Origin of the sequence: Glaesserella parasuis (genome assembly GCF_002015085.1) — a bacterium.
In the GTDB taxonomy this organism is placed as follows: Bacteria; Pseudomonadota; Gammaproteobacteria; order Enterobacterales; family Pasteurellaceae; genus Glaesserella; species Glaesserella parasuis.
In genome coordinates this window covers 1-20,908 of sequence record NZ_MUXW01000046.1, presented here as the reverse complement: position 1 = coordinate 20,908, position 20,908 = coordinate 1, and the positions used below count along the sequence as shown (strand labels likewise).

Annotated in this window: 24 protein-coding genes and 3 pseudogenes; 5 read left to right on the top strand and 22 right to left on the bottom strand. The window is 38.6% G+C overall.

Going from position 1 to position 20,908, the window contains the following annotated elements; all coding sequences use genetic code 11:
- Window positions 1-127 precede the first annotated feature (127 nt).
- The 12 genes from B0183_RS10160 to rpsJ form a co-directional block, all read right to left on the bottom strand.
- Window positions 128-2,539 (bottom strand): sialidase family protein, encoded by a 2,412-nt coding sequence (locus B0183_RS10160; protein ID WP_078208746.1) that lies wholly within the window; start codon window positions 2,537-2,539, stop codon window positions 128-130.
- Between the two features lie 309 nt (window positions 2,540-2,848).
- The gene (gene rpsQ, locus B0183_RS10155) at window positions 2,849-3,103 is read right to left on the bottom strand and encodes a 30S ribosomal protein S17 (RefSeq protein WP_005711180.1); all 255 of its coding nucleotides are present in this window, start codon (window positions 3,101-3,103) and stop codon (window positions 2,849-2,851) included.
- Complete coding sequence (gene rpmC, locus B0183_RS10150) at window positions 3,103-3,294, bottom strand: 50S ribosomal protein L29 (protein WP_005711179.1); 192 nt, start codon at window positions 3,292-3,294, stop codon at window positions 3,103-3,105. The genes rpsQ and rpmC overlap by 1 nt, the downstream gene beginning before the upstream one ends.
- Entirely contained in the window at window positions 3,294-3,704 is a 411-nt protein-coding gene (rplP, locus tag B0183_RS10145; protein WP_005711177.1) for a 50S ribosomal protein L16, read from the bottom strand. Before rplP ends, rpmC begins: the two co-directional genes overlap by 1 nt.
- Window positions 3,705-3,716: 12 nt before the next feature.
- On the bottom strand, window positions 3,717-4,421 hold the full coding sequence (gene rpsC, locus B0183_RS10140) for a 30S ribosomal protein S3 (RefSeq protein ID WP_010786465.1): 705 nt from the start codon (window positions 4,419-4,421) through the stop codon (window positions 3,717-3,719).
- A gap of 17 nt (window positions 4,422-4,438) precedes the next feature.
- The gene (gene rplV / locus B0183_RS10135) at window positions 4,439-4,771 is read right to left on the bottom strand and encodes a 50S ribosomal protein L22 (RefSeq protein ID WP_005706427.1); all 333 of its coding nucleotides are present in this window, start codon (window positions 4,769-4,771) and stop codon (window positions 4,439-4,441) included.
- Window positions 4,772-4,781: 10 nt separating this feature from the next.
- Window positions 4,782-5,057, bottom strand: coding sequence for a 30S ribosomal protein S19 (gene rpsS / locus B0183_RS10130; protein ID WP_005539416.1), 276 nt, complete (start codon window positions 5,055-5,057; stop codon window positions 4,782-4,784).
- Window positions 5,058-5,085: 28 nt separating this feature from the next.
- Window positions 5,086-5,907, bottom strand: a complete 822-nt coding sequence (gene rplB / locus B0183_RS10125) for a 50S ribosomal protein L2 (protein WP_005711173.1) — start codon at window positions 5,905-5,907, stop codon at window positions 5,086-5,088.
- Window positions 5,908-5,927: 20 nt separating this feature from the next.
- Window positions 5,928-6,233, bottom strand: coding sequence for a 50S ribosomal protein L23 (gene rplW / locus B0183_RS10120; RefSeq protein ID WP_005599290.1), 306 nt, complete (start codon window positions 6,231-6,233; stop codon window positions 5,928-5,930).
- Entirely contained in the window at window positions 6,230-6,832 is a 603-nt protein-coding gene (gene rplD, locus B0183_RS10115; protein WP_035494223.1) for a 50S ribosomal protein L4, read from the bottom strand. Before rplD ends, rplW begins: the two co-directional genes overlap by 4 nt.
- Window positions 6,833-6,847: 15 nt before the next feature.
- Window positions 6,848-7,474 carry a 50S ribosomal protein L3 gene (rplC, locus tag B0183_RS10110; RefSeq protein ID WP_005711168.1) on the bottom strand — a complete coding sequence of 209 codons (627 nt, stop codon included), beginning with the start codon at window positions 7,472-7,474 and terminating at the stop codon, window positions 6,848-6,850.
- 16 nt (window positions 7,475-7,490) lie between these two features.
- Window positions 7,491-7,802 (bottom strand): 30S ribosomal protein S10, encoded by a 312-nt coding sequence (rpsJ, locus tag B0183_RS10105; RefSeq protein WP_001181005.1) that lies wholly within the window; start codon window positions 7,800-7,802, stop codon window positions 7,491-7,493.
- Window positions 7,803-8,128: 326 nt separating this feature from the next.
- Here rpsJ and B0183_RS10100 point away from each other — a divergent pair.
- From B0183_RS10100 to rplA, 3 genes and pseudogenes are all read left to right on the top strand, one after another.
- Window positions 8,129-9,224, top strand: a pseudogene (locus tag B0183_RS10100) (ISAs1 family transposase).
- A gap of 211 nt (window positions 9,225-9,435) precedes the next feature.
- Window positions 9,436-9,864 carry a 50S ribosomal protein L11 gene (gene rplK, locus B0183_RS10095; protein ID WP_005714356.1) on the top strand — a complete coding sequence of 143 codons (429 nt, stop codon included), beginning with the start codon at window positions 9,436-9,438 and terminating at the stop codon, window positions 9,862-9,864.
- A 4-nt stretch (window positions 9,865-9,868) separates the two neighbouring features.
- Window positions 9,869-10,558 carry a 50S ribosomal protein L1 gene (gene rplA, locus B0183_RS10090; protein ID WP_020457553.1) on the top strand — a complete coding sequence of 230 codons (690 nt, stop codon included), beginning with the start codon at window positions 9,869-9,871 and terminating at the stop codon, window positions 10,556-10,558.
- Between the two features lie 62 nt (window positions 10,559-10,620).
- Here rplA and B0183_RS10085 read toward each other — a convergent pair.
- A pseudogene (locus tag B0183_RS10085) lies at window positions 10,621-11,512 on the bottom strand (LysR family transcriptional regulator).
- 142 nt (window positions 11,513-11,654) lie between these two features.
- On the opposite strand from B0183_RS10085, the gene B0183_RS10080 reads away from it, so the two are divergent.
- Together B0183_RS10080 and B0183_RS12800 are read left to right on the top strand one after the other, a co-directional pair.
- Complete coding sequence (locus B0183_RS10080) at window positions 11,655-12,071, top strand: DoxX family protein (protein WP_021110203.1); 417 nt, start codon at window positions 11,655-11,657, stop codon at window positions 12,069-12,071.
- A gap of 174 nt (window positions 12,072-12,245) precedes the next feature.
- Entirely contained in the window at window positions 12,246-12,815 is a 570-nt protein-coding gene (locus B0183_RS12800; protein WP_234802056.1) for an IS1/IS1595 family N-terminal zinc-binding domain-containing protein, read from the top strand.
- Between the two features lie 350 nt (window positions 12,816-13,165).
- Here the strand turns inward: B0183_RS12800 and B0183_RS10070 are convergent, their stop codons facing one another.
- From B0183_RS10070 to B0183_RS10035, 9 genes and pseudogenes are all read right to left on the bottom strand, one after another.
- On the bottom strand, window positions 13,166-14,053 hold the full coding sequence (locus tag B0183_RS10070) for a VirK/YbjX family protein (protein ID WP_005711726.1): 888 nt from the start codon (window positions 14,051-14,053) through the stop codon (window positions 13,166-13,168).
- Window positions 14,054-14,123: 70 nt separating this feature from the next.
- Entirely contained in the window at window positions 14,124-16,988 is a 2,865-nt protein-coding gene (locus B0183_RS10065) for a valine--tRNA ligase (RefSeq protein ID WP_078208745.1), read from the bottom strand.
- Window positions 16,985-17,923, bottom strand: a complete 939-nt coding sequence (locus tag B0183_RS10060; protein WP_234802055.1) for a DNA-methyltransferase — start codon at window positions 17,921-17,923, stop codon at window positions 16,985-16,987. The genes B0183_RS10065 and B0183_RS10060 overlap by 4 nt, the downstream gene beginning before the upstream one ends.
- Window positions 17,901-18,812 carry a HindIII family type II restriction endonuclease gene (locus B0183_RS10055; protein ID WP_078208744.1) on the bottom strand — a complete coding sequence of 304 codons (912 nt, stop codon included), beginning with the start codon at window positions 18,810-18,812 and terminating at the stop codon, window positions 17,901-17,903. The genes B0183_RS10060 and B0183_RS10055 overlap by 23 nt, the downstream gene beginning before the upstream one ends.
- A gap of 218 nt (window positions 18,813-19,030) precedes the next feature.
- A pseudogene (locus B0183_RS10050) lies at window positions 19,031-19,620 on the bottom strand (hypothetical protein).
- The gene (locus tag B0183_RS12375) at window positions 19,610-19,777 is read right to left on the bottom strand and encodes a hypothetical protein (protein WP_005711733.1); all 168 of its coding nucleotides are present in this window, start codon (window positions 19,775-19,777) and stop codon (window positions 19,610-19,612) included. Before B0183_RS12375 ends, B0183_RS10050 begins: the two are co-directional and overlap by 11 nt.
- Window positions 19,778-19,813: 36 nt before the next feature.
- On the bottom strand, window positions 19,814-20,245 hold the full coding sequence (locus B0183_RS10045; RefSeq protein ID WP_021119338.1) for a GNAT family N-acetyltransferase: 432 nt from the start codon (window positions 20,243-20,245) through the stop codon (window positions 19,814-19,816).
- Window positions 20,233-20,553: a GNAT family N-acetyltransferase gene (locus B0183_RS10040; protein WP_078208743.1), complete on the bottom strand. Its 321-nt coding sequence runs from the start codon at window positions 20,551-20,553 to the stop codon at window positions 20,233-20,235. Before B0183_RS10040 ends, B0183_RS10045 begins: the two co-directional genes overlap by 13 nt.
- Window positions 20,554-20,567: 14 nt before the next feature.
- Window positions 20,568-20,908, bottom strand: a 341-nt coding sequence (locus B0183_RS10035; protein WP_165688518.1) for an IS3 family transposase, incomplete at its 5' end; no start/stop codon positions are given.

Here is a 20,908-nt window from a genome sequence, read left to right as displayed (position 1 = left end):
AATGGACAATGCCGATTCAGAACTGGAAACTGGCGATGAATCGATTTATGATTGATTTTGGTGATCGCCTAGACGATCACCGTTAAGTTGAAATGGGTGTTTACACAGAATTTGGGATAGGGTCTAGTTACCAAGTATAACTGATATCTACACCTAAATTTACATTAGAATATTGACTACCATATTTTTGCAATTCTAATGTTGAACCTACTTTCAATCCATTTGAAAAAGCTTTATTAATACTAGTTGCCAATCCATAAATTGTATTATGTGAACTAATTTTATACACATTACTCTTATCATTAGATTGAGATAGTTTCAGACTGTCATTGATGAATGCAATATTTGGTCGGATATTTACATTAATATCATTTATCTTATACATAAGATTCACACCAACATCTCCAGCATAAACTGTTCTCTTATTAACAGCGACATCCTGATCTAACAATGTTCTATTGGAACGAGAAATATAGGCACCAAACGAAGGACTCACACTCAGATCTTCACTCAATCTAAGTTGATAAGCATAGTTCAAATAAAGATCAACATTGTTATTACGTTCAATAAAGTCTTGGTGTTTTACGCCACGGTAACGAATAAAACCAGCAATCTGATGATTATCCAGTTGATATTTTGCTCTCATACCAACGTGATAACTTTTTTGATGTTTATTGCCATATTCAAAAAACAATCCAGCCTGAACTTTTTCACTAACCGTCTTATTTCCACCTAAAGAGAGCTTATTATATTTTGAACCTCCACTATAATGAGCAAAAACACCATCAAAGGAGCGATACAAAATATCATGATTGTATTCATTTAAATGCTTAGCCTGTTCAATATATTTGGTAAAGTCCAATGGATTATTCAAAGCTAAAAACATGGTATACAAGCTATCATATAAATCATGAACACCTAAATAATTGACATTTGTTGTATTCTTAGACTCTGAAATAGTATTAATAGATGCTAATGCATCTTGGAAATTCTTAAGATTGGATGGTAAAGCCTTTTCAAAAGAAACCGCTTGTTGACTTAATGCAAAGCTTTTGAGTTTTAATTCTGACATAGCCTGATCAAGCGTAATAGACTGTGCTATTGCATTATCATTTGCCCTACGAAGTTTAGCAATCAATTCGTCTTTTTGCCCCTGATTCAAATGCATTAAAGCATTAATTTTTTCAACATCAGGTTCAATTTCATCAGGAAGATTCCATTCAAGGGCTTTAGCTTGAATATCTGTCATATATTCTGTCAAATTTTTTACAGTAATATTTCCATCATCCTCATAAGCAACAAATAAATTTCCCTCTTTATAAGCCAAAGATGAATAACCTGCACCCGCTTTATTTCCAGAACCAGGTCTGATAATAGCCACCTCATATACATGTTGTGGATCTTTTGCATCTAGCATCCAAAGAGCAAGGTTACCCCTAGCCCAGCTATCATTATTACCATTAGGTTTTGAAACGAGCAATACTCTCCTACCGTTTGACAAGGTAACATAAATTGATGAGCCTTGAGTTGGTTGGGCTGTACTAGAACCAAAACTCGCAGGTTCATAAGCATGCCAACTCTTACCCATATCTTCTGTATAGTATGCCCATCGTTTATCTGCTTGAGTTCCTCTTACTCTCGCCTCCCTTCCAACCATAATTAATTTATCCCCCATCTCAAAAACCATATTCTCTAAAGAGATTTGATTCGGTGCTGGAAGATCCGTTGTTTCTGGCATTTCCCAAGTTTTTCCATTATCTTTAGAATACATAATGGTTGCTGCAATACCATTATTATGAGCAGTTTGTATTGGAAATACTAATGTTCCATTACGCATCACAATACCAGAACCAACACCTCCTAAAAAACTAACTACTGGGTTATCTGGACCTTTACTTACTTTAGAAAAAACATCGGGGTTACTTAATTTACTAAATTCAGCATTTTTCTCCCAAGTTTTCCCTCCATCTATAGACTTATAAATGGTTGTAGCCCAAATATTATTTTGAAAATAGTTGAAACGATCTTGATACCAATTTCTATTACCTGTAGCCCAAGTCCCATGCATAGCATAGATACTACCATCTATACTGTTATACAAAATCGTAGGATCCATAGCTCTTCGCAAAGGCATTTTAGAATCATTAAATGTCCAAGCTGTTTTACTTAACCAAGTATTTCCTCCATCTTCTGAAATGGATACCCCTGGATCGATTCTGTCTTGATCATATGCTCTGTTCCATCTTAAATCATACATAATGACCATTTTATTATCATCTGTAATGGTCATTGCTGGAATACGACTATAATATAGAGGTACTGTTCCAGGAGCCTCTCCATTAGGACCTACACCAGGCCATAATCGTCCGTCTTCAGCTACCGTAAAATTATCCTCACCTATTCGTTTAGTTATATGAGTTAGATTCTCGTTTAAATCGCTTTTCCAGAACGTAGTAGCATGCAAATTAGATGCTAATGCTAGAAAAATCAATGAAGGTACAAAACTGCATTTAACATTTTTAGATAATCTTCTTTTCATTTTTTCTCCTTTGCTTTAAATAATTAAAATTTACTGATACAGCAAAAAAACAACATAGCAATATATGAAAATTAGATATACCCCCTCTATATTTTCACAAACGTATTAAACTACTAAATACACTAAAAATCTGTGATATAGTTAACATTTTTGAAATAATTCCCTATATTAATATAAAAATGTGGAGCTTTGCTACAAGTTTACTTTATTAAGGAAAAGACATAAATGTAAAGAAAAGATACATTTAGCAATCGTGAAAAAAACAAAAACCCCAGCATTTCTGCTAGGGGTCTTAATTTTTATTGTTGATTAAGCTACTGCTTTTTCAACAACACGAACTAAAGTGTGAGATTTAGTTTTAGAGAGTGGACGACACTCTTTCACTTCAACTACATCGCCTAATTTAGCTTCGTTGTTTTCATCGTGTACGTGTAATTTAGTTGTACGACGGATAAACTTACCATAAATTGGGTGTTTAACTGTGCGTTCGATAGCAACTACAAATGATTTGTCCATTTTGTCGCTAACAACTTTACCTTGTACTGTACGAATTTTATCAGTCATTACTCACCCGCCTTTTCGGTTAATACAGTTTTAACTTGTGCAATGCTACGACGCACTTGTTTTAACTGGTGGGTTTGTTGAAGCTGACCGGTGGCTGCTTGCATACGCAATTTGAACTGTTCACCTAAAAGGTTCACTAATTCACCATTCAGCTCTTCAACACTTTTGTTACGTAGTTCTTGAGCTTTCATTACATCACCGTCTTAGTTACAAATGTGGTTTTGAACGGAAGTTTAGCTGCTGCTAATGCGAATGCATTGCGTGCAACTTCTTCAGATACACCATCCATTTCATAGAGAACTTTACCCGGCTGGATTAAGGCTACCCAGTACTCTACGTTACCTTTACCTTTACCCATACGGACTTCTAATGGTTTTTCAGTAATTGGTTTGTCTGGGAACACACGGATCCAGATTTTACCTTGACGTTTTACTGCACGGCTCATCGCACGACGCGCTGCTTCGATTTGACGAGCTGTTAAACGACCACGACCAATTGCTTTTAAGCCGAATGAACCGAAGCTCACTTCTGTACCGCCCGCGACACCACGGTTACGGCCTTTGTGTACTTTACGGAATTTTGTACGTTTTGGTTGTAACATTCAGTGATCTCCTTATTTACGACCTTTGCGAGCTGGCTTTTTAGGCTGTGCCGCTGGTTCTTTCTCAGATTCAATCACTGCAGCCATTCCACCAAGAATTTCACCTTTGAAGATCCACACTTTAACGCCGATTACGCCGTAAGTTGTGTGAGCTTCAGCTGTGTTATAGTCGATGTCAGCACGAAGAGTATGTAGAGGCACACGACCTTCACGATACCATTCTGAACGTGCGATTTCTGCACCACCTAAACGACCGCTTACTTCAACTTTGATACCTTTAGCACCTAAACGCATTGCGTTTTGTACCGCACGTTTCATTGCACGACGGAACATTACACGACGCTCAAGTTGAGCAGCAATGCTATCTGCAACTAATTTTGCATCTAGCTCTGGTTTTTTCACTTCAGAAATGTTGATTTGTGCAGGAACGCCAGCAATTTTAGATACTGCGTTTCTTAATTTTTCAACATCTTCGCCTTTTTTACCGATAACGATACCTGGGCGAGCTGTGTGAATAGTTACACGAATGCTTTTTGCTGGACGCTCGATAGTAATACGAGATACAGACGCGTTCGCTAACTCTTTGTTTAAAAATTGACGTACTTTGAAATCGCCTTCTAAGTTATCAGCGAAATCTTGTGTATTCGCGAACCAAGTAGAGCTCCAAGGCTTAACAATACCAAGGCGAATACCATGTGGATGTACTTTCTGACCCATTGCTATTCTCCTACTGATTAACGATCTGACACTACCACAGTGATGTGGCTAGTACGTTTTAAAATACGATCTGCACGACCTTTAGCACGTGGCATAACACGTTTCATGCTTGGACCTTCATCAACGAAAATCTTCGCAACTTTAAGATCATCGACATCTGCACCGTCATTGTGCTCTGCGTTTGCGATAGCTGACTCTAAAACTTTCTTCACTAAAGCTGCTGCTTTTTTGTTAGTGAAAGTTAAGATTTCTAATGCTGCAGAAACTTTCTTACCACGGATTAAATCAGCAACTAAGCGAGCTTTTTGTGCAGAAGTACGAGCGTAACGATGTTTTGCAATAGTTTCCATCTTTTACCTCTTATTTCTTAGCTTTCTTATCTGCGGCGTGACCGCGGTATGTACGAGTCGGTGCAAATTCACCTAATTTATGACCGATCATTTCATCAGAAACATAAACTGGAACATGCTGACGACCATTATGGACTGCGATGGTCAATCCGATCATTGATGGAATGATCATTGAACGACGGGACCAAGTTTTGATTGGTTTTTTATCCCCGCTTTCCACCGCCTTCTCTACCTTCTTCAACAAGTGTAGGTCAAGGAAAGGACCCTTCTTGAGAGAACGTGGCATGGCTTATCCTCTTTAATTAATTAAAAAATCATTTGCCACGACGACGTACGATGAATTTATCAGTACGTTTGTTGTGACGAGTTTTCTTACCTTTGGTTTGAACGCCCCAAGGTGTAACAGGGTGTTTACCGAAGTTACGACCTTCACCACCACCGTGTGGGTGGTCTACTGGGTTCATCGCAGTACCACGAACGGTTGGACGAATACCTCTCCAACGGTTTGCACCTGCTTTACCAAGTACGCGAAGCATATGCTCTGAGTTACCTACTTCACCGATGGTTGCAGAACACTCAGCTAATACTTTACGCATTTCGCCTGAACGAAGACGTAAAGTTACATAGTTACCTTCACGCGCGATAATTTGCACATATGCACCAGCAGAACGAGCGATTTGACCGCCTTTACCTGGTTTTAATTCTACGTTATGAACAGTAGAACCTACTGGGATATTACGCATTGGTAATGAGTTACCGACTTTAATTGGCGCTGAAGCACCCGCTTGGATCGTATCACCTGCAGCTAAGCCTTTTGGTGCTAAGATATAACGGCGTTCACCATCTTTATAAAGTACTAATGCGATATTCGCAGAACGGTTTGGATCGTATTCTAAACGCTCAACAACAGCTGGAATGTCTAATTTGTTACGTTTGAAGTCAATTAAACGGTAGTGTTGTTTGTGTCCGCCACCGATGTGACGAGTAGTGATACGACCTAAGTTGTTACGACCACCCGTTTTAGATTTAGTATCTAAAAGCGCTGCAAAAGGTTTACCTTTGTGAAGCTCAGTATTAACAACTTTAACTACATGACGACGACCAGCGGAGGTCGGCTTACATTTAACGATAGCCATAGTTTTCTATTCCTCCGAAATTACTCTGCCGCACCTTCAACGAAGTCAAGTGATTGACCTTCTTGAAGAGTTACATAAGCTTTTTTCCAGTCACTACGACGACCTGATTTTGCACCGTGACGTTTAGTTTTACCTTTAACAACCACTGTACGAACAGAATCTACTTTAACTTCGAAAAGTTGCTCAACCGCGTTCGCAATTTCCACTTTGTTAGCGTCTAATGCTACTTTAAATACGATTGTGTTGCCTTTTTCTGCGTTATTTGTCGCTTTCTCAGAGATATGTGGTGCTTTAAGCACTTTTAGCAAACGTTCTTGTTGAATCATGCTAACATCTCCTCAATTTGTTTTACTGCATCAACAGTGATAACCACTTTATCGAAAGCGATTAAGCTTACTGGATCGATACCTTGTACATCGCGTACATCAACTTTGTATAAGTTGCGTGCCGCTAAGAATAGGTTTTCATCTAAGCTTGCAGTGATGATAAGAGCGTCAGTTAACGCCATATCTTTTAATTTTTGTACTAAAACTTTGGTTTTTGGTGCATCGATTTCGAATTTATCAACAACAACTAAACGGTCTTGACGAACTAATTCAGAAAGAATGCTTTTGATTGCACCACGGTACATTTTCTTGTTCACTTTTTGGCTGTAATCTTGTGGTTTCGCTGCGAAAGTTACACCACCTGAACGCCAGATTGGTGATTTGATATCACCTGAACGAGCACGACCTGTACCTTTTTGACGCCAAGGTTTTTTGCCTGAACCAGACACTTCAGCACGAGTTTTTTGTGCGCGTGTACCTTGACGAGCACCTGCTGCATAAGCAACAACTACTTGGTGGATTAACGCTTCATTAAACTCACGTCCGAAGGTAGTTTCAGAAACGCTGAGTGCTGTCGCACCTACAACTTGTAATTCCATCTCTATCTCCTAGACTTATGCTTTAACTGCTGGTTTAACAATAACATCACTATTAGTTGCACCAGGTACAGAACCTTTAACTAATAATAATTTACGCTCAGCATCTACACGAACAACTTCAAGTGATTGAACGGTTACACGCTCAGCACCTAAGTGTCCAGCCATTTTTTTACCTTTAAACACACGACCTGGAGTTTGGTTTTGACCAATAGAACCAAGTACACGGTGTGATAAAGAGTTACCGTGAGTAGCATCTTGAGTACGGAAGTTCCAACGTTTAACACCACCTTGGAAACCTTTACCTTTTGATGTACCAGTAACATCTACTTTTTTAACATCTGTGAAGATGTCTACGTTGATTTCTTGACCTAAAGTGAATTCTTCACCTTCAGTACGAAATTCCCATAAACCGCGACCAGCTTCAACACCTGCTTTAACGAAATGACCTGCTTCAGGCTTAGTTACACGACTTGCTTTTTTAGAGCCAGTAGTAACTTGAACTGCAGTATAGCCATCGTTTTCAAGAGTTTTAACTTGAGTCACACGGTTGGCTTCGATTTCGATAACGGTAACTGGAACTGACACGCCGTCTTCATTGAAGATACGGGTCATACCAACTTTACGACCGACTAAACCAATCATTGTAATAACCTCTTAATTAACCTAGGCTGATCTGCACGTCAACGCCGGCAGCCAAATCTAAACGCATTAATGCATCAACAGTTTTTTCTGTTGGCTCTACGATATCTACTAAACGTTTGTGTGTACGAATTTCGTATTGGTCACGAGCGTCTTTGTTTACGTGTGGAGAAATCAACACGGTGAAACGTTCTTTACGAGTTGGTAAAGGAATCGGACCACGAACTTGTGCACCAGTACGTTTAGCTGTTTCTACGATCTCCGCAGTAGATTGATCAATTAAACGATGATCAAATGCTTTTAAGCGGATACGGATTCTTTGGTTCTGCATTAGACCAGAGCTCCATTAAAATTTAGCTAATAAAAAACCGAACCACCGCTTAACAAACTTAAGTTAAGGGGGCACAGTCATACCTTGTTATAGTTCCCAAATCGGAAACATTGTTAAGTGTCACAATATCTGTAACACCACTTAGTAAATGATTACACTAAGCGACCTTAACCTAGTCGGTTAAAGTGCCCCACATTCTACCTATTTCACTCTGTAATTGCAAGCAAAATTGTAAATAAAAAAGTGCTTTAACAGGGCAAGATCGCATCTTTCTCAAATTTATGATCTAATATACCTTAATTATCCATATCAAATCAGGTTGTAAAATGAGCGTTTTTCGTTTTTTTGAAAATTTATCCGACCCACAAGCCTATAATCAAAAACACCACTTTTTAGACATCGTTTTTCTCGTCGTCAGTGCCGTGATTTCGGGGGCAAACAGTTGGACTGAAATCAAACTTTTTGGCGAATTACATTTGGATTGGTTGCGAAAATATCGTCCTTTTGAGTGTGGTATTCCTGTCGATGATACTATCGCTCATGTAATAAAACACATTGAGCCACAAGCGTTTAATGAGGTTTTTCTTAATTTTATCAATGAGATACGCACACAACAAGGACGTGAAGTGATTGCGATTGATGGCAAGACACTTCGTCATAGTTTCAATCCGGAAACCCAAAGTGCTTTGCACAGTGTGACAGTGTGGAGCCAGTCTCGTGGTTTGATTTTATCGCAGAAAAAATCCTCGGGTAAGCAAAATGAGCAGCAGGCGGTGATGGAAATTATCGATAGTTTTTGCTTAAAAAATGCCGTTATAACGGTGGATGCGATGAATACACAGAAGAAAATTGCCGAGAAAATCATCGAAAAGAAAGGGGATTATGTGATGCCGTTGAAGAAAAATCACCGTCAATTTCAGTCGGAAGTGGAGGCGTATTTTCACAAAATCAGCCGAGATTGCCCCGAAATGCTTGAGACGTTTGAGGAGGTAAATGCGGAACGTCGTCGAATTGATGAGCGTTACTACCGTAAGCTGAAAGTGAGTGATTGGCTGAGCAAAGCGGAGGAATGGAAGGGGATAAAATCGGTGTTGGAGGTGTGTCGCAAGCGGTCAGATAATGGCAAAGAATCGCAAAAAAGTCTTTTATATCAGTAGTTTGGATGTTGATATTCAAATATTGGCGAAGTGCGTGCGAGGGCATTGGGAAGTGGAAAACAAAGCCCATTGGGTGCTAGATGTGGTCTATAAAGAAAACGAATGTGCTGTGACCGATGAATGGGGTGCGGAAAATCTGGCAATCTTGCGTCGATTAGCGTTGAACTTGGCTCGATTACACCCGAAAAAGCAGAGTATGAAAGGGAAATTGACCGCTGCTGGTTGGTCAGATGAATTTCGAGATGAGCTGTTGCTCGGCGTGTAGGTTGAAAAATGGACAACATATGCGGTTGCCCTGAATACAAATCAAAGTCTACTATAAATTTACTTGATAAATAATGAAATTTATTCAATAATGGAGGTGCACTTTTTAGTTAGCTGTATAAACCTAATTTAGTGCTTTTAGTGCTTTCATTTATTAAAAACAAGGGGAGCCGTTTTCGGCGTTATCACCCACACAAGAGGAAACTTTAAAAATGGCAAAAAAAGTCCAAGCCTACGTTAAACTGCAAGTTGCAGCGGGTATGGCTAACCCATCACCACCAGTTGGTCCAGCATTAGGTCAACAAGGTGTTAACATCATGGAATTCTGTAAAGCATTCAACGCTCGTACTGAGAGCTTAGAAAAAGGTTTACCAATTCCGGTTGTTATCACAGTTTACGCAGACCGTTCATTCACTTTCGTAACTAAAACTCCACCAGCTGCAGTGTTATTGAAAAAAGCACTTGGCTTAAAATCTGGTTCAAGCAAACCAAACAAAGATAAAGTGGGTACAGTAACTCAAGCACAATTACGTCAAATCGCTGAAACTAAAGCAGCAGATATGACTGGTGCTACTATCGAAACCAAAATGAAATCAATCGCTGGTACAGCTCGCTCAATGGGCTTAATCGTAGAGGAATAATACAATGGCTAAATTGACTAAAAAAATGAAAGCAATTAAAGCTGGTGTAGATTCTACTAAAGCTTATGACATCAACGAAGCAATCGCAGTATTAAAACAATTCGCGACAGCTAAATTCGTTGAGAGCGTGGATGTTGCAGTAAACTTAGGTATCGACCCTCGTAAATCAGACCAAAACGTACGTGGTGCAACAGTATTACCACACGGTACAGGTCGTACAGCTCGCGTAGCAGTATTTACACAAGGTGCAAACGCAGAAGCAGCAAAAGCAGCGGGTGCAGACTTAGTGGGTATGGAAGATCTTGCAGAGCAAATCAAGAAAGGCGAAATGAACTTTGATGTTGTTATCGCTTCTCCAGATGCAATGCGTGTTGTAGGTCAATTAGGTCAAGTATTAGGTCCACGCGGCTTAATGCCAAACCCGAAAGTTGGTACAGTAACTCCAAACGTAGCAGAAGCAGTTAAAAATGCTAAATCTGGTCAGATCCGTTACCGTAACGACAAAAATGGTATTATCCATACTACAATCGGTAAAGCAGACTTCTCTCCAGAGCAATTAAAAGAGAACCTTCAAGCGTTATTAGCGGCATTAGTGAAAGCTAAACCGACAACAGCGAAAGGTATCTTTATTAAGAAAGTAAGCATCTCTACCACTATGGGTGCTGGTGTTGCAGTTGATCAAGCTTCACTATAATTTCTTATAGATAGATTAAAAGCCGCTTAAAGTTCATGCTTTATGCGGCTTTTAATTTTTGCTTACCATGCTTTCCCTTCAAAACTCTCCACCAAAAAATCAATCAATTTTCTTACGGCAAGGGGGAGTTTGTCCCTTGAAGGATACATTGCATAAATGCTGAATTTCGGTAATTGCCAGTCTGTTAAAACGGCTTGCAATTTGCCCTGTTGAAGTTCTGGTTCTAGCATATATTTTGGTAACATCGAAATGCCGTAGCCATCCAGTACTGAGTTAAGTAAAGTTTGGGTGTCGTTGGTGGTGAAACGGCTGTTTAGGTCGAGCAACACTTCCTGTTCCCCTTGCATACATTTCCACGCTTTGCGCGTTGATGTTATGGTGCGACAAATAGTGATGTTGATACAAATCTTCAGGCTGCGTTGGCGTACCGAACTTTGTCAAATATTCAGGCGTTGCCACCAACAATGAATGGCAATCAGCAAGTTTTCGGGCAATAAAATTCGGGTCGGGCGTGTTGGTAATCCGAATGGCAAGGTCGATCCGTTCGCTTATTAAATCCATTTGTTGATCATTGAGCAACAACTGAATATTCAATTTCGGGCGCAACTGCAAAAATCGATTGACCGTTTGTACCAAATGATATGCCCCAAAACTTTGGCTACTGGTAATACGTAATAAACCATGTAATTCACCCTGCTGTGCCATCATTTCTTGTTCCATCTCTGCGGTTAAATTAGCAATTTTTTGACAAAAAAGCACCGCTTGTTCGCCTGTGTCTGTTAGAGCAACTTTGCGGGTGGAACGCTGAAACAGTCGGGCGTTCAGCCATTCTTCCATTAAAGCGACATAACGGCTAATCATCGGTTTGGAAATCTCTAAGCGTTCTGCAGTGGCGGTAAGACTGCCTGTTTCGGCAACGGTCAGAAAGACCTTAATGGCGGTGAGTTTGTCCATATTTTTCCCTGTTTGTTTCTTAATAAGAAACACTATAATTCAAAAAACACTATTTTTCTAATGCTTTATTTCAATATAATGACTGACTTCATTTAATCAGTTTGACGATTAACATATTTTTACTTTATTAGAGGAAAACATAATGAACAACTTCTTTGAAAAATTAGCACAAACTTTCAGTCCATATATCCTATTAATCACTCGTGTGTTAGTCGGTTATATGTTTTTACTTCATGGCACCGCAAAATTCTTTGAGTTACCGATTTCAATGACAGGCGGCAATGGTGCGGTACCACTCTTTTCTCTGTTTGGTGTAGCAGGTGTATTAGAGATTGTTGGCGGTATCTTGTTGATTTTAGGTTTATTTACCCGTGCAACAGCATTTATTTTAGCAGGACAAATGGCAGTAGCCTATTTTATGTTCCACGCTGCTTCAGGGGCGATTTTCGATCCAATTAGTAACAAAGGCGAAGCTGCTGCATTATTTAGTATGGCATTCTTATTATTGTGGCATAGTGGTGCAGGTAAATTATCTCTTGATGCGAAATTAAGGAAATAATATTGTAGAAAAAGATGAACGGTTGCATATTGTGCCAAGCTACTTGTTGTATGGGACTGGTGCAAACCTTGTGGCTATTTGCAATGGCATAGTAGACAAAAGTGTGGCATAGTAGACAAAATGGCCACTAAAAAATGGCTTAAAGCCTTATATTACGGGCTTTAAGCCACTTTTTTGAATTATGAACCCAAAAAATGTCATTTTTGCCACAGTAGCGACATTCGCAAACATGGTATAAGAAATAATATTCAACGCTATGAATGTAATGCTTGTAATAAAACATTTACCCTTAAAAAGAAATTAAATCCACCACTATCACGTGATTTAAATATTATTGCGGATACCACCTTCTTTGGTCGTGAATTTGGTATTTTAGCCCTGATGGATTCGCTTTCTAAAAAAGTGGTTTACCATCGTGCCATCAAAACGGAAAAAGATGTGTATTACAGAATAGCATTTAATTCACTTCGTATGAAAGGCTATAACATTCAATCAATTACCTGCGACGGCATACGGGGTATATTGAAAGATTTATTGGATACACCGACGCAAATGTGCCATTTTCATATGGTAGCTATTGTGATGAGAGCATTACGAAAAAAACATCAATCTATAGCTGGAAAAGAATTAAAATTTATTGCATTGACACTTAAACAGAGCGCTAAAAAAGACGTCTATTTACGATTACATCATTGGTATTTAAAACATAAAGCGTTTTTAGAAGAACGGTCAGAAACCGAATGAAAAGGGCTATTATCCTTATAAACATAGAAATGTAAGAAGTGCTTATCATAGTTTTAAACGTTATATGGATTATTTATTTACCTATGAAAAGTATGGCGATTTAAATATCGAAAAAACGACAAATAGACTTGAAAACTTATTTGGGCAACTAAAGGAAAAATTATCGCATCATACAGGATTAATGAAAAAAACATAACATTATGTTTATAAAGGATTTTTTTAAATAAAAAGAGTTGCTAAGAATAATTAAAATATTCATTAGCAACCACTTTGTCATATAGGCATAGTTTTCACGAAATTAGCAACTATTTTGTCTACTATGCCCCCTAAAAATTAAGTACCAAATTTATCTAAACGACTACATCTAACTCAGATTTTAGTTTAGAAGCAATAGCCCTTAATAAATGATTAAGCATTGTGTATCTTTTTCTATACATTGAGCGTTTATTACTCGGAATATCTTCAAGGTTTTTTGACTCTAATGTTAAGGGAAGTTCCCAATATTCCTTTAATTCACCATTACTCTCTTTAAAAATAGTATCATAATCAACAAAATAGCGTGTGCTTTGAACAAAGCGTGACTTATTCTGATATTTTTGTGGAATGCCAAATAATTTAGAATACCCTAAGACCTGAGTTAAAGCTTTCATGGCTTCAACCATTAAATAGGCTGGACGAAGCCCATGGCATTTTTTAGTTAGTTGTTTGACTAATTCTTTAGAACCTTCAAAGTTCGGACCTTGAATAACTGCGATAAGTAATGCATTTTCTAATTTACCAAATGTCAATAAATAAACTAATTGACCGCTTGGTTTATAGCGTAATTCTAATGCCCAGAAACCCTCCATTGGTTGATATTCGTTGACATTTAAATAGATTTCAAAATCTTCAATTACTTCTGTAAAACATATAGGGCTATCCCATAACTGAGGGAGATTTTTAGATAAGAGTACTTTAGGTAAAAAGTCTAAATTGTCACAAATCATGTTAAAACGTCTTTGACTATTGAAGCGTTTATCTAAGAAACGATGAACTAAAGGATAGCTATAATCGGCTCTTTTGATTAATAACGGTTTTAACGAAGATTCAGAATTAATTTTATGTTCAAATTTCTTTATGAGAGATCTATGTAATATAGAGCGAAAACGATAACGGAAACGTTTTAATCTATAAGATTTTTTTCCTCTATCTGGATAGAGATGAGACGGCTCAGGCCATTTATAAACTGTATTGTGCATAATGAAATGTGTTTTCGTGACTAATAGAGCCGTTGGAGAATATCACCTCCAACGGACAGTTATTACTATATTACAACGCCTCAATCGCCTTATACTGCGCTTGCAATTTCTCAAGTCCGTCTTGGTACTCCTGCATTTTTTCACGCTCTTTAGCGATCACTTGTTCTGGGGCTTTTGCCACAAAGGCTTCGTTGCTGAGTTTGCCTTCGATACGTTTAACTTCGCCTTGAAGTTTTTCGATCTCTTTGGTTAAACGAGCAAGTTCGGCATCTTTGTTGATAAAGCCTGCCATTGGTACTAACACTTCCGCATTACCCACCAATTTCGCCACAGAAAGCGGTGCTTCTTCGCCTTGAGCAAGCACTTGTACGCTGTCTAACTTCGCCATTGCTTTTAACAAGCGGTCGTTTTCCGCTAACATTTTACAATGTTCGTCAGATAGGTTACGCACTAAGAAATCCAAGCCTTTGCTTGGGGCGATGTTACATTCGGCACGAATGTTACGCACTGCCACAATCAACTCTTTCAACCAGTTGATTTGCATTTCCGCCGCTTCGTCAATTTGGTTTTCTTCCACTTTCGGGAAAGGTTGTAACATAATGGTGTCGCCTTCTACCCCTGCAAAGCCCTTCACTTTCTGCCAGATTTCTTCCGTGATGAACGGAATGATCGGATGTGCTAAACGTAATAATTTTTCCAACACACGCACAAGGGTTTGGCTTGCACCACGTTTTTGTGCGTCAGTACCGTTAGCAAACACAGGTTTGGTGAGTTCTAAGTACCAGTCACAGAATTGGTTCCAAGTGAACTCATAAATGGTATTTGCCGCTAAGTCGAAACGGTATTGGCTTAAGGCATCACGGAACTCGCTCACAGTGCGGTTAAATGTGGATTCAATCCAACGATCCGCCAAGCTGTATTCCACTTCGCCTGCCGATAAGTCTAATTTATCGTTGGTCAATACGAAACGGCTCGCATTCCATAATTTGTTACAGAAATTGCGGTAACCTTCCAAACGTTTCATATCCCAGTTGATGTCACGTCCGTTGCTCGCTAATGCCGCCAAGGTAAAACGCAATGCGTCCGTACCGTGTGGGGCGATACCGTTCTCGAACTCTTTACGGGTTGCTTTGGCAATTTTTTCCGCCAACTGCGGTTGCATCATATTGCCCGTACGTTTTTCAAGTAGATCTTCAAGGCTGATACCGTCAATCATATCAATCGGGTCTAACACGTTCCCTTTTGATTTCGACATTTTTTGCCCTTGTTCATCGCGGATCAAGCCTGTTACATACACAGTTTTGAACGGTACTTGCGGTTTGCCGTTTTCATCTTTGATGAAGTGCATCGTAAACATAATCATACGAGCCACCCAGAAGAAGATGATGTCAAAGCCTGTGATTAACACATCGGTTGGGTGATACATTTTGAGTTCTTTGGTTTGCTCTGGCCAGCCTAAAGTTGAGAATGTCCATAAGCCTGATGAGAACCAAGTATCTAACACGTCTTCATCTTGTTTTAACGCAACATCAGCATTTAACTGATATTTTGACCGCACTTCCGCTTCATCGCGCGCTACATAAACGTTGCCTTCCGCATCGTACCACGCAGGGATACGGTGTCCCCACCATAATTGGCGAGAAATACACCAGTCTTGAATATCACGCATCCAAGAGAAATAGAGATTTTCATACTGTTTCGGTACAAATTGAATTTCGCCGTCTTCCACCGCTTTAGTAGCCACTTCCGCAAGCGGTTTCACGCTCACATACCATTGGTCGGTCAGCATCGGTTCAATCGGCACACCGCCACGGTCACCGTAAGGCACTTTCAAGTCGTGCGGTTTGATTTCGTCTAACAAGCCAAGGGCTTCAAAGTCCGCCACGATTTTCTTACGAGCGGCAAAACGCTCTAAACCTTGATAATCCGCTGGAATAAGTGCAGTGTAATTTGTTAAAGGTTTACCGTCTGAGCCGATAATTTCCGCTTCCGCACGAATGTCCGCATTTAAGGTCATCACGTTTACCATTGGCAACTGATGGCGTTTACCCACTTCGTAGTCGTTGAAGTCGTGGGCAGGGGTAATTTTCACTACACCTGTACCAAACTCACGATCTACATAATCGTCCGCAATAATCGGGATTTCACGGTTTGCAAGCGGTAGGATCACGGTTTTGCCAATCAAAGACTGGTAACGCTCATCTTCAGGGTGAACCGCCACCGCTGTATCGCCTAACATTGTTTCAGGACGAGTGGTCGCTACCACCAAATAATCTTTACCGTCCGCCGTTTTCGCACCGTTGGCTAACGGATAGCGGAAATGCCACAGCGAGCCTTTGCTCTCTTTATTTTCCACTTCAAGATCGGAAATCGCCGTATGCAATTTCGGATCCCAGTTTACTAAGCGTTTACCACGATAAATCAAACCTTCTTCGTGTAAACGCACGAACACTTCTTTTACCGCATTGGACAAGCCTTCGTCCATTGTGAAACGCTCACGATCCCAATCGATTGAGTTACCTAAGCGGCGCATTTGCTGGCTGATTGTACCGCCTGAATAAGCTTTCCAATCCCAGATTTTATTGATGAAAGCCTCACGCCCGTAATCGTGACGAGTTTTGCCTTCTTCCGCTGCAATTTTACGTTCCACCACCATTTGGGTCGCAATCCCCGCGTGGTCAGTCCCCGCTTGCCATAGGGTGTTATTACCTTCCATACGGTTAAAACGGATTAAGGTATCCATTAAGGTTTGCTGGAAAGCGTGCCCCATATGCAAACTCCCAGTCACATTTGGCGGCGGAATTGCGATACAGTAACTTGGAACATTCGGGTTTTCATTCGGCTTAAAATAGCCTTGTTCTTCCCAGTGTTTATAAAGTGCTTGTTCGACTGCCGATGAGTCGAAACGATCTGCCATTTCGAATTTTTGGGTCATTGGTTTTCTCTTTTTTGATGTACTAACTTATTATTTAAAGTATTTTCTAAGCGTTTAACTGCTATATCATATATTTCTTTATTTTTTTCGAATCCTATAAAATGTCTATTCAATTCTCGAGCAGCTAATAAGGTGGATGCACTACCAGCGAAAGGATCTAAAACAATCTGCTTTTCTTTAGTGACTAACTCCACTAGTAATTTCATTAAGTTTAAAGGTTTTTGGGTGATATGGTATTTTCTATCTTCTGCTGTCACCTGTACTTTAAACATATTTGAATGATTTAAAGCTCCTTGCTGAATATTCCAAGATGTTAATGCATTTTCATTCCAAGCTCCAACTTCATTCTCTATTAAATTATCTGCTAAAGTTCCACCTATTTTATACGGCTTTTGAAACCATAATATTGGTTCAAATATTGGACGTAAATTTGCAACTCTCCAACCAGCCCATTTTTGCTGATTAAAGAAATCTCCTCTTTTTTCAAAGACACGGGAAATTCTTTGAGCACGATGTGGTGCCTTATCTCTTTCCCAACCCAGCATATCTTTAAAAGTAAACCCACTATTTTCAAAAGCCACAATAACTCTATGTGAAAATTGTCTTCCCGCGAAAACAAAGACAGAACTACCTGATTTTAGAACTCTATACCATTCATTAGACCAGCTTTCTACCCATTCTTGGTATTCTTGTGGTCGTCTTTTATCTGCTTCAGACCAACCATTAAGAGGTTTTCCTCTTCTTTTAAATAGAGATGTCTTCTGTTGAGCTATGGAACTACCGCCCAATGCACTATTAGTATTGGCGTGTAACATATCCCAATCATCATAATCTATCCCATAAGGAATATCAGATATGATTGAATGTATAGAATTACTCTTGATATTTTTTATAGCAATTATCGAATCATCATTATAGATACAGTCTTTCATCATTCTTTATTGCCTCAACAAATCCATCAATGATATCTATCTTTGATGATATGTTTATTTCTTTTAATAATTCTTCAATAGCTTCTTCTCTAGTTAAAGATTTAATTCTTTTAATTTGCTCTTCCCAATAAGATTTTTCATTCATAGATCTATTTTCAATACATTTAATTTCATTTTGAAATAATTTATGTAATGTTTTTTTATCTATTTTAAATAACTTCATAAAATATTCGTTAAAATCTTTCATAAAATTATTTTCAGACTCTGCCACCGATGTTTTTTTACTTTGTTTTAATGGAAAATTCCATAATTGTTCAAACGTAAAAGAATCTGTTTCTTTTAGATCTAATTGTAATAAAATAACCAAATGTTCCCAACTGAAAAGTAATACATTCTCATCTAATGATTGTTTAAATATTTGGCTTTGTGTTGTTGGATATTGGAAAAAGGGGGCTGTTAATACAGCATAATCTTTATCTTCTCTCCAGTCACTTAAAGCCTTTACTTTAAAATCTTTTTGGTTTTTTGCAGTGCGACTTAGCCTAAAAGACTTTGCATCAGCAACTAAGCCATAATTAAACTCTATAGATAGTGCTGTTACATCAGCAGCATTTCCTCTTTGTTCTAAAGGTCTAGCATCTAGATTAAGCAATTGAAGAGCCTTAGCTAAAACAATATCTCCAGCTTTAGAAAATAATTTTTCTTGGGTTGAGCTTGGTTTTATTGATTCAGGTAATATGCCAATAGATCTTACAAGATCTATTAACTGATTTTTATTTAAAGAATAAATAAAGTTAGTTAGCTTATCACTTGCATCTTTAAATTTAGTAGTGCTTAAACTATCAATTAAATTTAATAATTTCTGTAAAACAGTACTTTCTTCTATTTTCATATATTTCTCAAAGTTATGTAAAAATAAGCTACGCTGTATCTCAAACCACAGTCCTGAAAAGACTGACTTATGCTTAATCTAGTACAGCTTTGCCTTGCTAGGAATAAGGTAAATTTTATTTATCGACTTCATTTTTACTTCTGTCAAATTTCCCCTAACCCCTCTTTGAGGCTCGAGGGGTTAGGGAAGATTTGTCAAACACAATACCTAAGTAAACTTTATTTTGCATACCCCAATATTAACAACTCGTTCACTAAATCCTCACACCATTGAGGCAATTTATCTGTTAATTTAGTAACAGTTTTATTTGCTGAAATAACAAGCTGTATTTTGGAACTATCTGATGAATTATCGTAAATAAATGTTTCATCATTTAATAAAATTGCTTGAATTAAATTTTCTCGACTAATTTGATAACGCCTTTTAATCGTCTCTTCATCAATAAAATGCCCGCCTGCTTTTACTCTTGTTTTGACACGAGCAATATTTATTTTTGGATCATCCACCCCGACATAATTTAAACGAGTATAAAAATTTTTCTTCGCTACTTCCATTCTTTGCAAAATAGATGTACCCGATAGAGTTGATTCCATTGAAAAAGAAATATTATGTCGTATTGCAAATTTAAATAACTCTATTGCTTTTCTACCTGCCTCAATGCCAATCTTGGATTGTCAGGATTAATTTGCATTGCAATATGATCTGAATCAATCACAATCTGCACGGAATCCTGATTAAAAGAGCGTAATGTTGATTTACCCGCTCCATTTGTTCCGCAGTAGAAAATAGCAAGAGACTTATTGTGCATATTCAATCACTCGAATAAAACCATTTGGGTGATGCTCAATCAAATCCCCATTTTCTCGGCGATAAGTCAAAACTTCCTTCTTTTTCTTTTCCGCTATCCAAGCAGAGAACAAAACATCAAGCTCTTTTTGTTTTTGCAGAATTTCGTCTTTCGTCATTGTTATTCTCCTAGCAAGGCGGTCAATTTCATCATATTACTCACCCTTCACCATATCCAAATGCGCTATTCCATCTTCCAAATAAACTTCGGAAATCGGTTTAAATCCAAGCGATTGGTAAAAATCTTGCAAATAGGCTTGGGCTTGCACATAGACCTTTTCACTTTGCCATTGTTGCTGGCAAACAGTGAGTGCTTGTGTCATCAATTTTTTCGCTAAACCTGTTCCGCGCATTTCTTTGGTAACCAACACTCTACCGATATGTACACCATCTTGCTCGGGAATAATCCGACAGTAAGCGGTCAGTTTTTGCGAATTTTTTGCAAAAAGGTGCAAGGCTTTCAGATCTTTTTCATCGACCTCTTGATAAGCACAATTTTGCTCTACCACAAAAACGGCGATACGCGTTTGGTAAATCTCAAAAAGTTCTTGAGTAGAAAGCTCGGAAAATGCTTTTAACTGCCACATGCGCCTTGTTTCAATCCTAAGGTTACTAAATCTTCAAAATCTGTTTCCATATCTGCAACTTGGGGAAGTTTTCCCCAAATTTCAAAACCCATTTTATTCAGTAAGCCTAAACTTTGATCGTTATTGCCGAACACAAAAGCTAATAATGTATGCAGTTGGTAATTGGGCATTTGTTCAATTAAGAAATTCACACAGGCTTTACCGATACCTTTGCCATGAACAGCTTTATCAAGATAAAAACTGATTTCGCGAGAGCCGTCATAAGCAGCTTGGCTATAAAATTGCGAGTAGCTATGATCTGACCCCAAAAAGTTAGACTAATTTAGTTCAAGGACTGAGTTCTGTATTCCACAGGGCTTAGTCCTTTTAATCTTACTTGAATACGCTCATGATTGTAATAATGAATATATTCGTGAATAGCTTGTTCCAGTTGCTCAAAGGTCTCAAACCGTTTACCAAAGTAACATTCCGTTTTTAAACGCCCAAAGAAACTTTCCATTGCACTGTTATCCAAACAATTTCCCTTTCTCGACATACTTTGTACGATGCCGCTTTGTTTCAAAATCGACTGATAACTTGCCATTTGATATTGCCAACCTTGGTCAGAATAGAGTATCGGCGTTGCTCCGTCAAGCCTTGCCACAGCTTGTTTCATTATTCGGC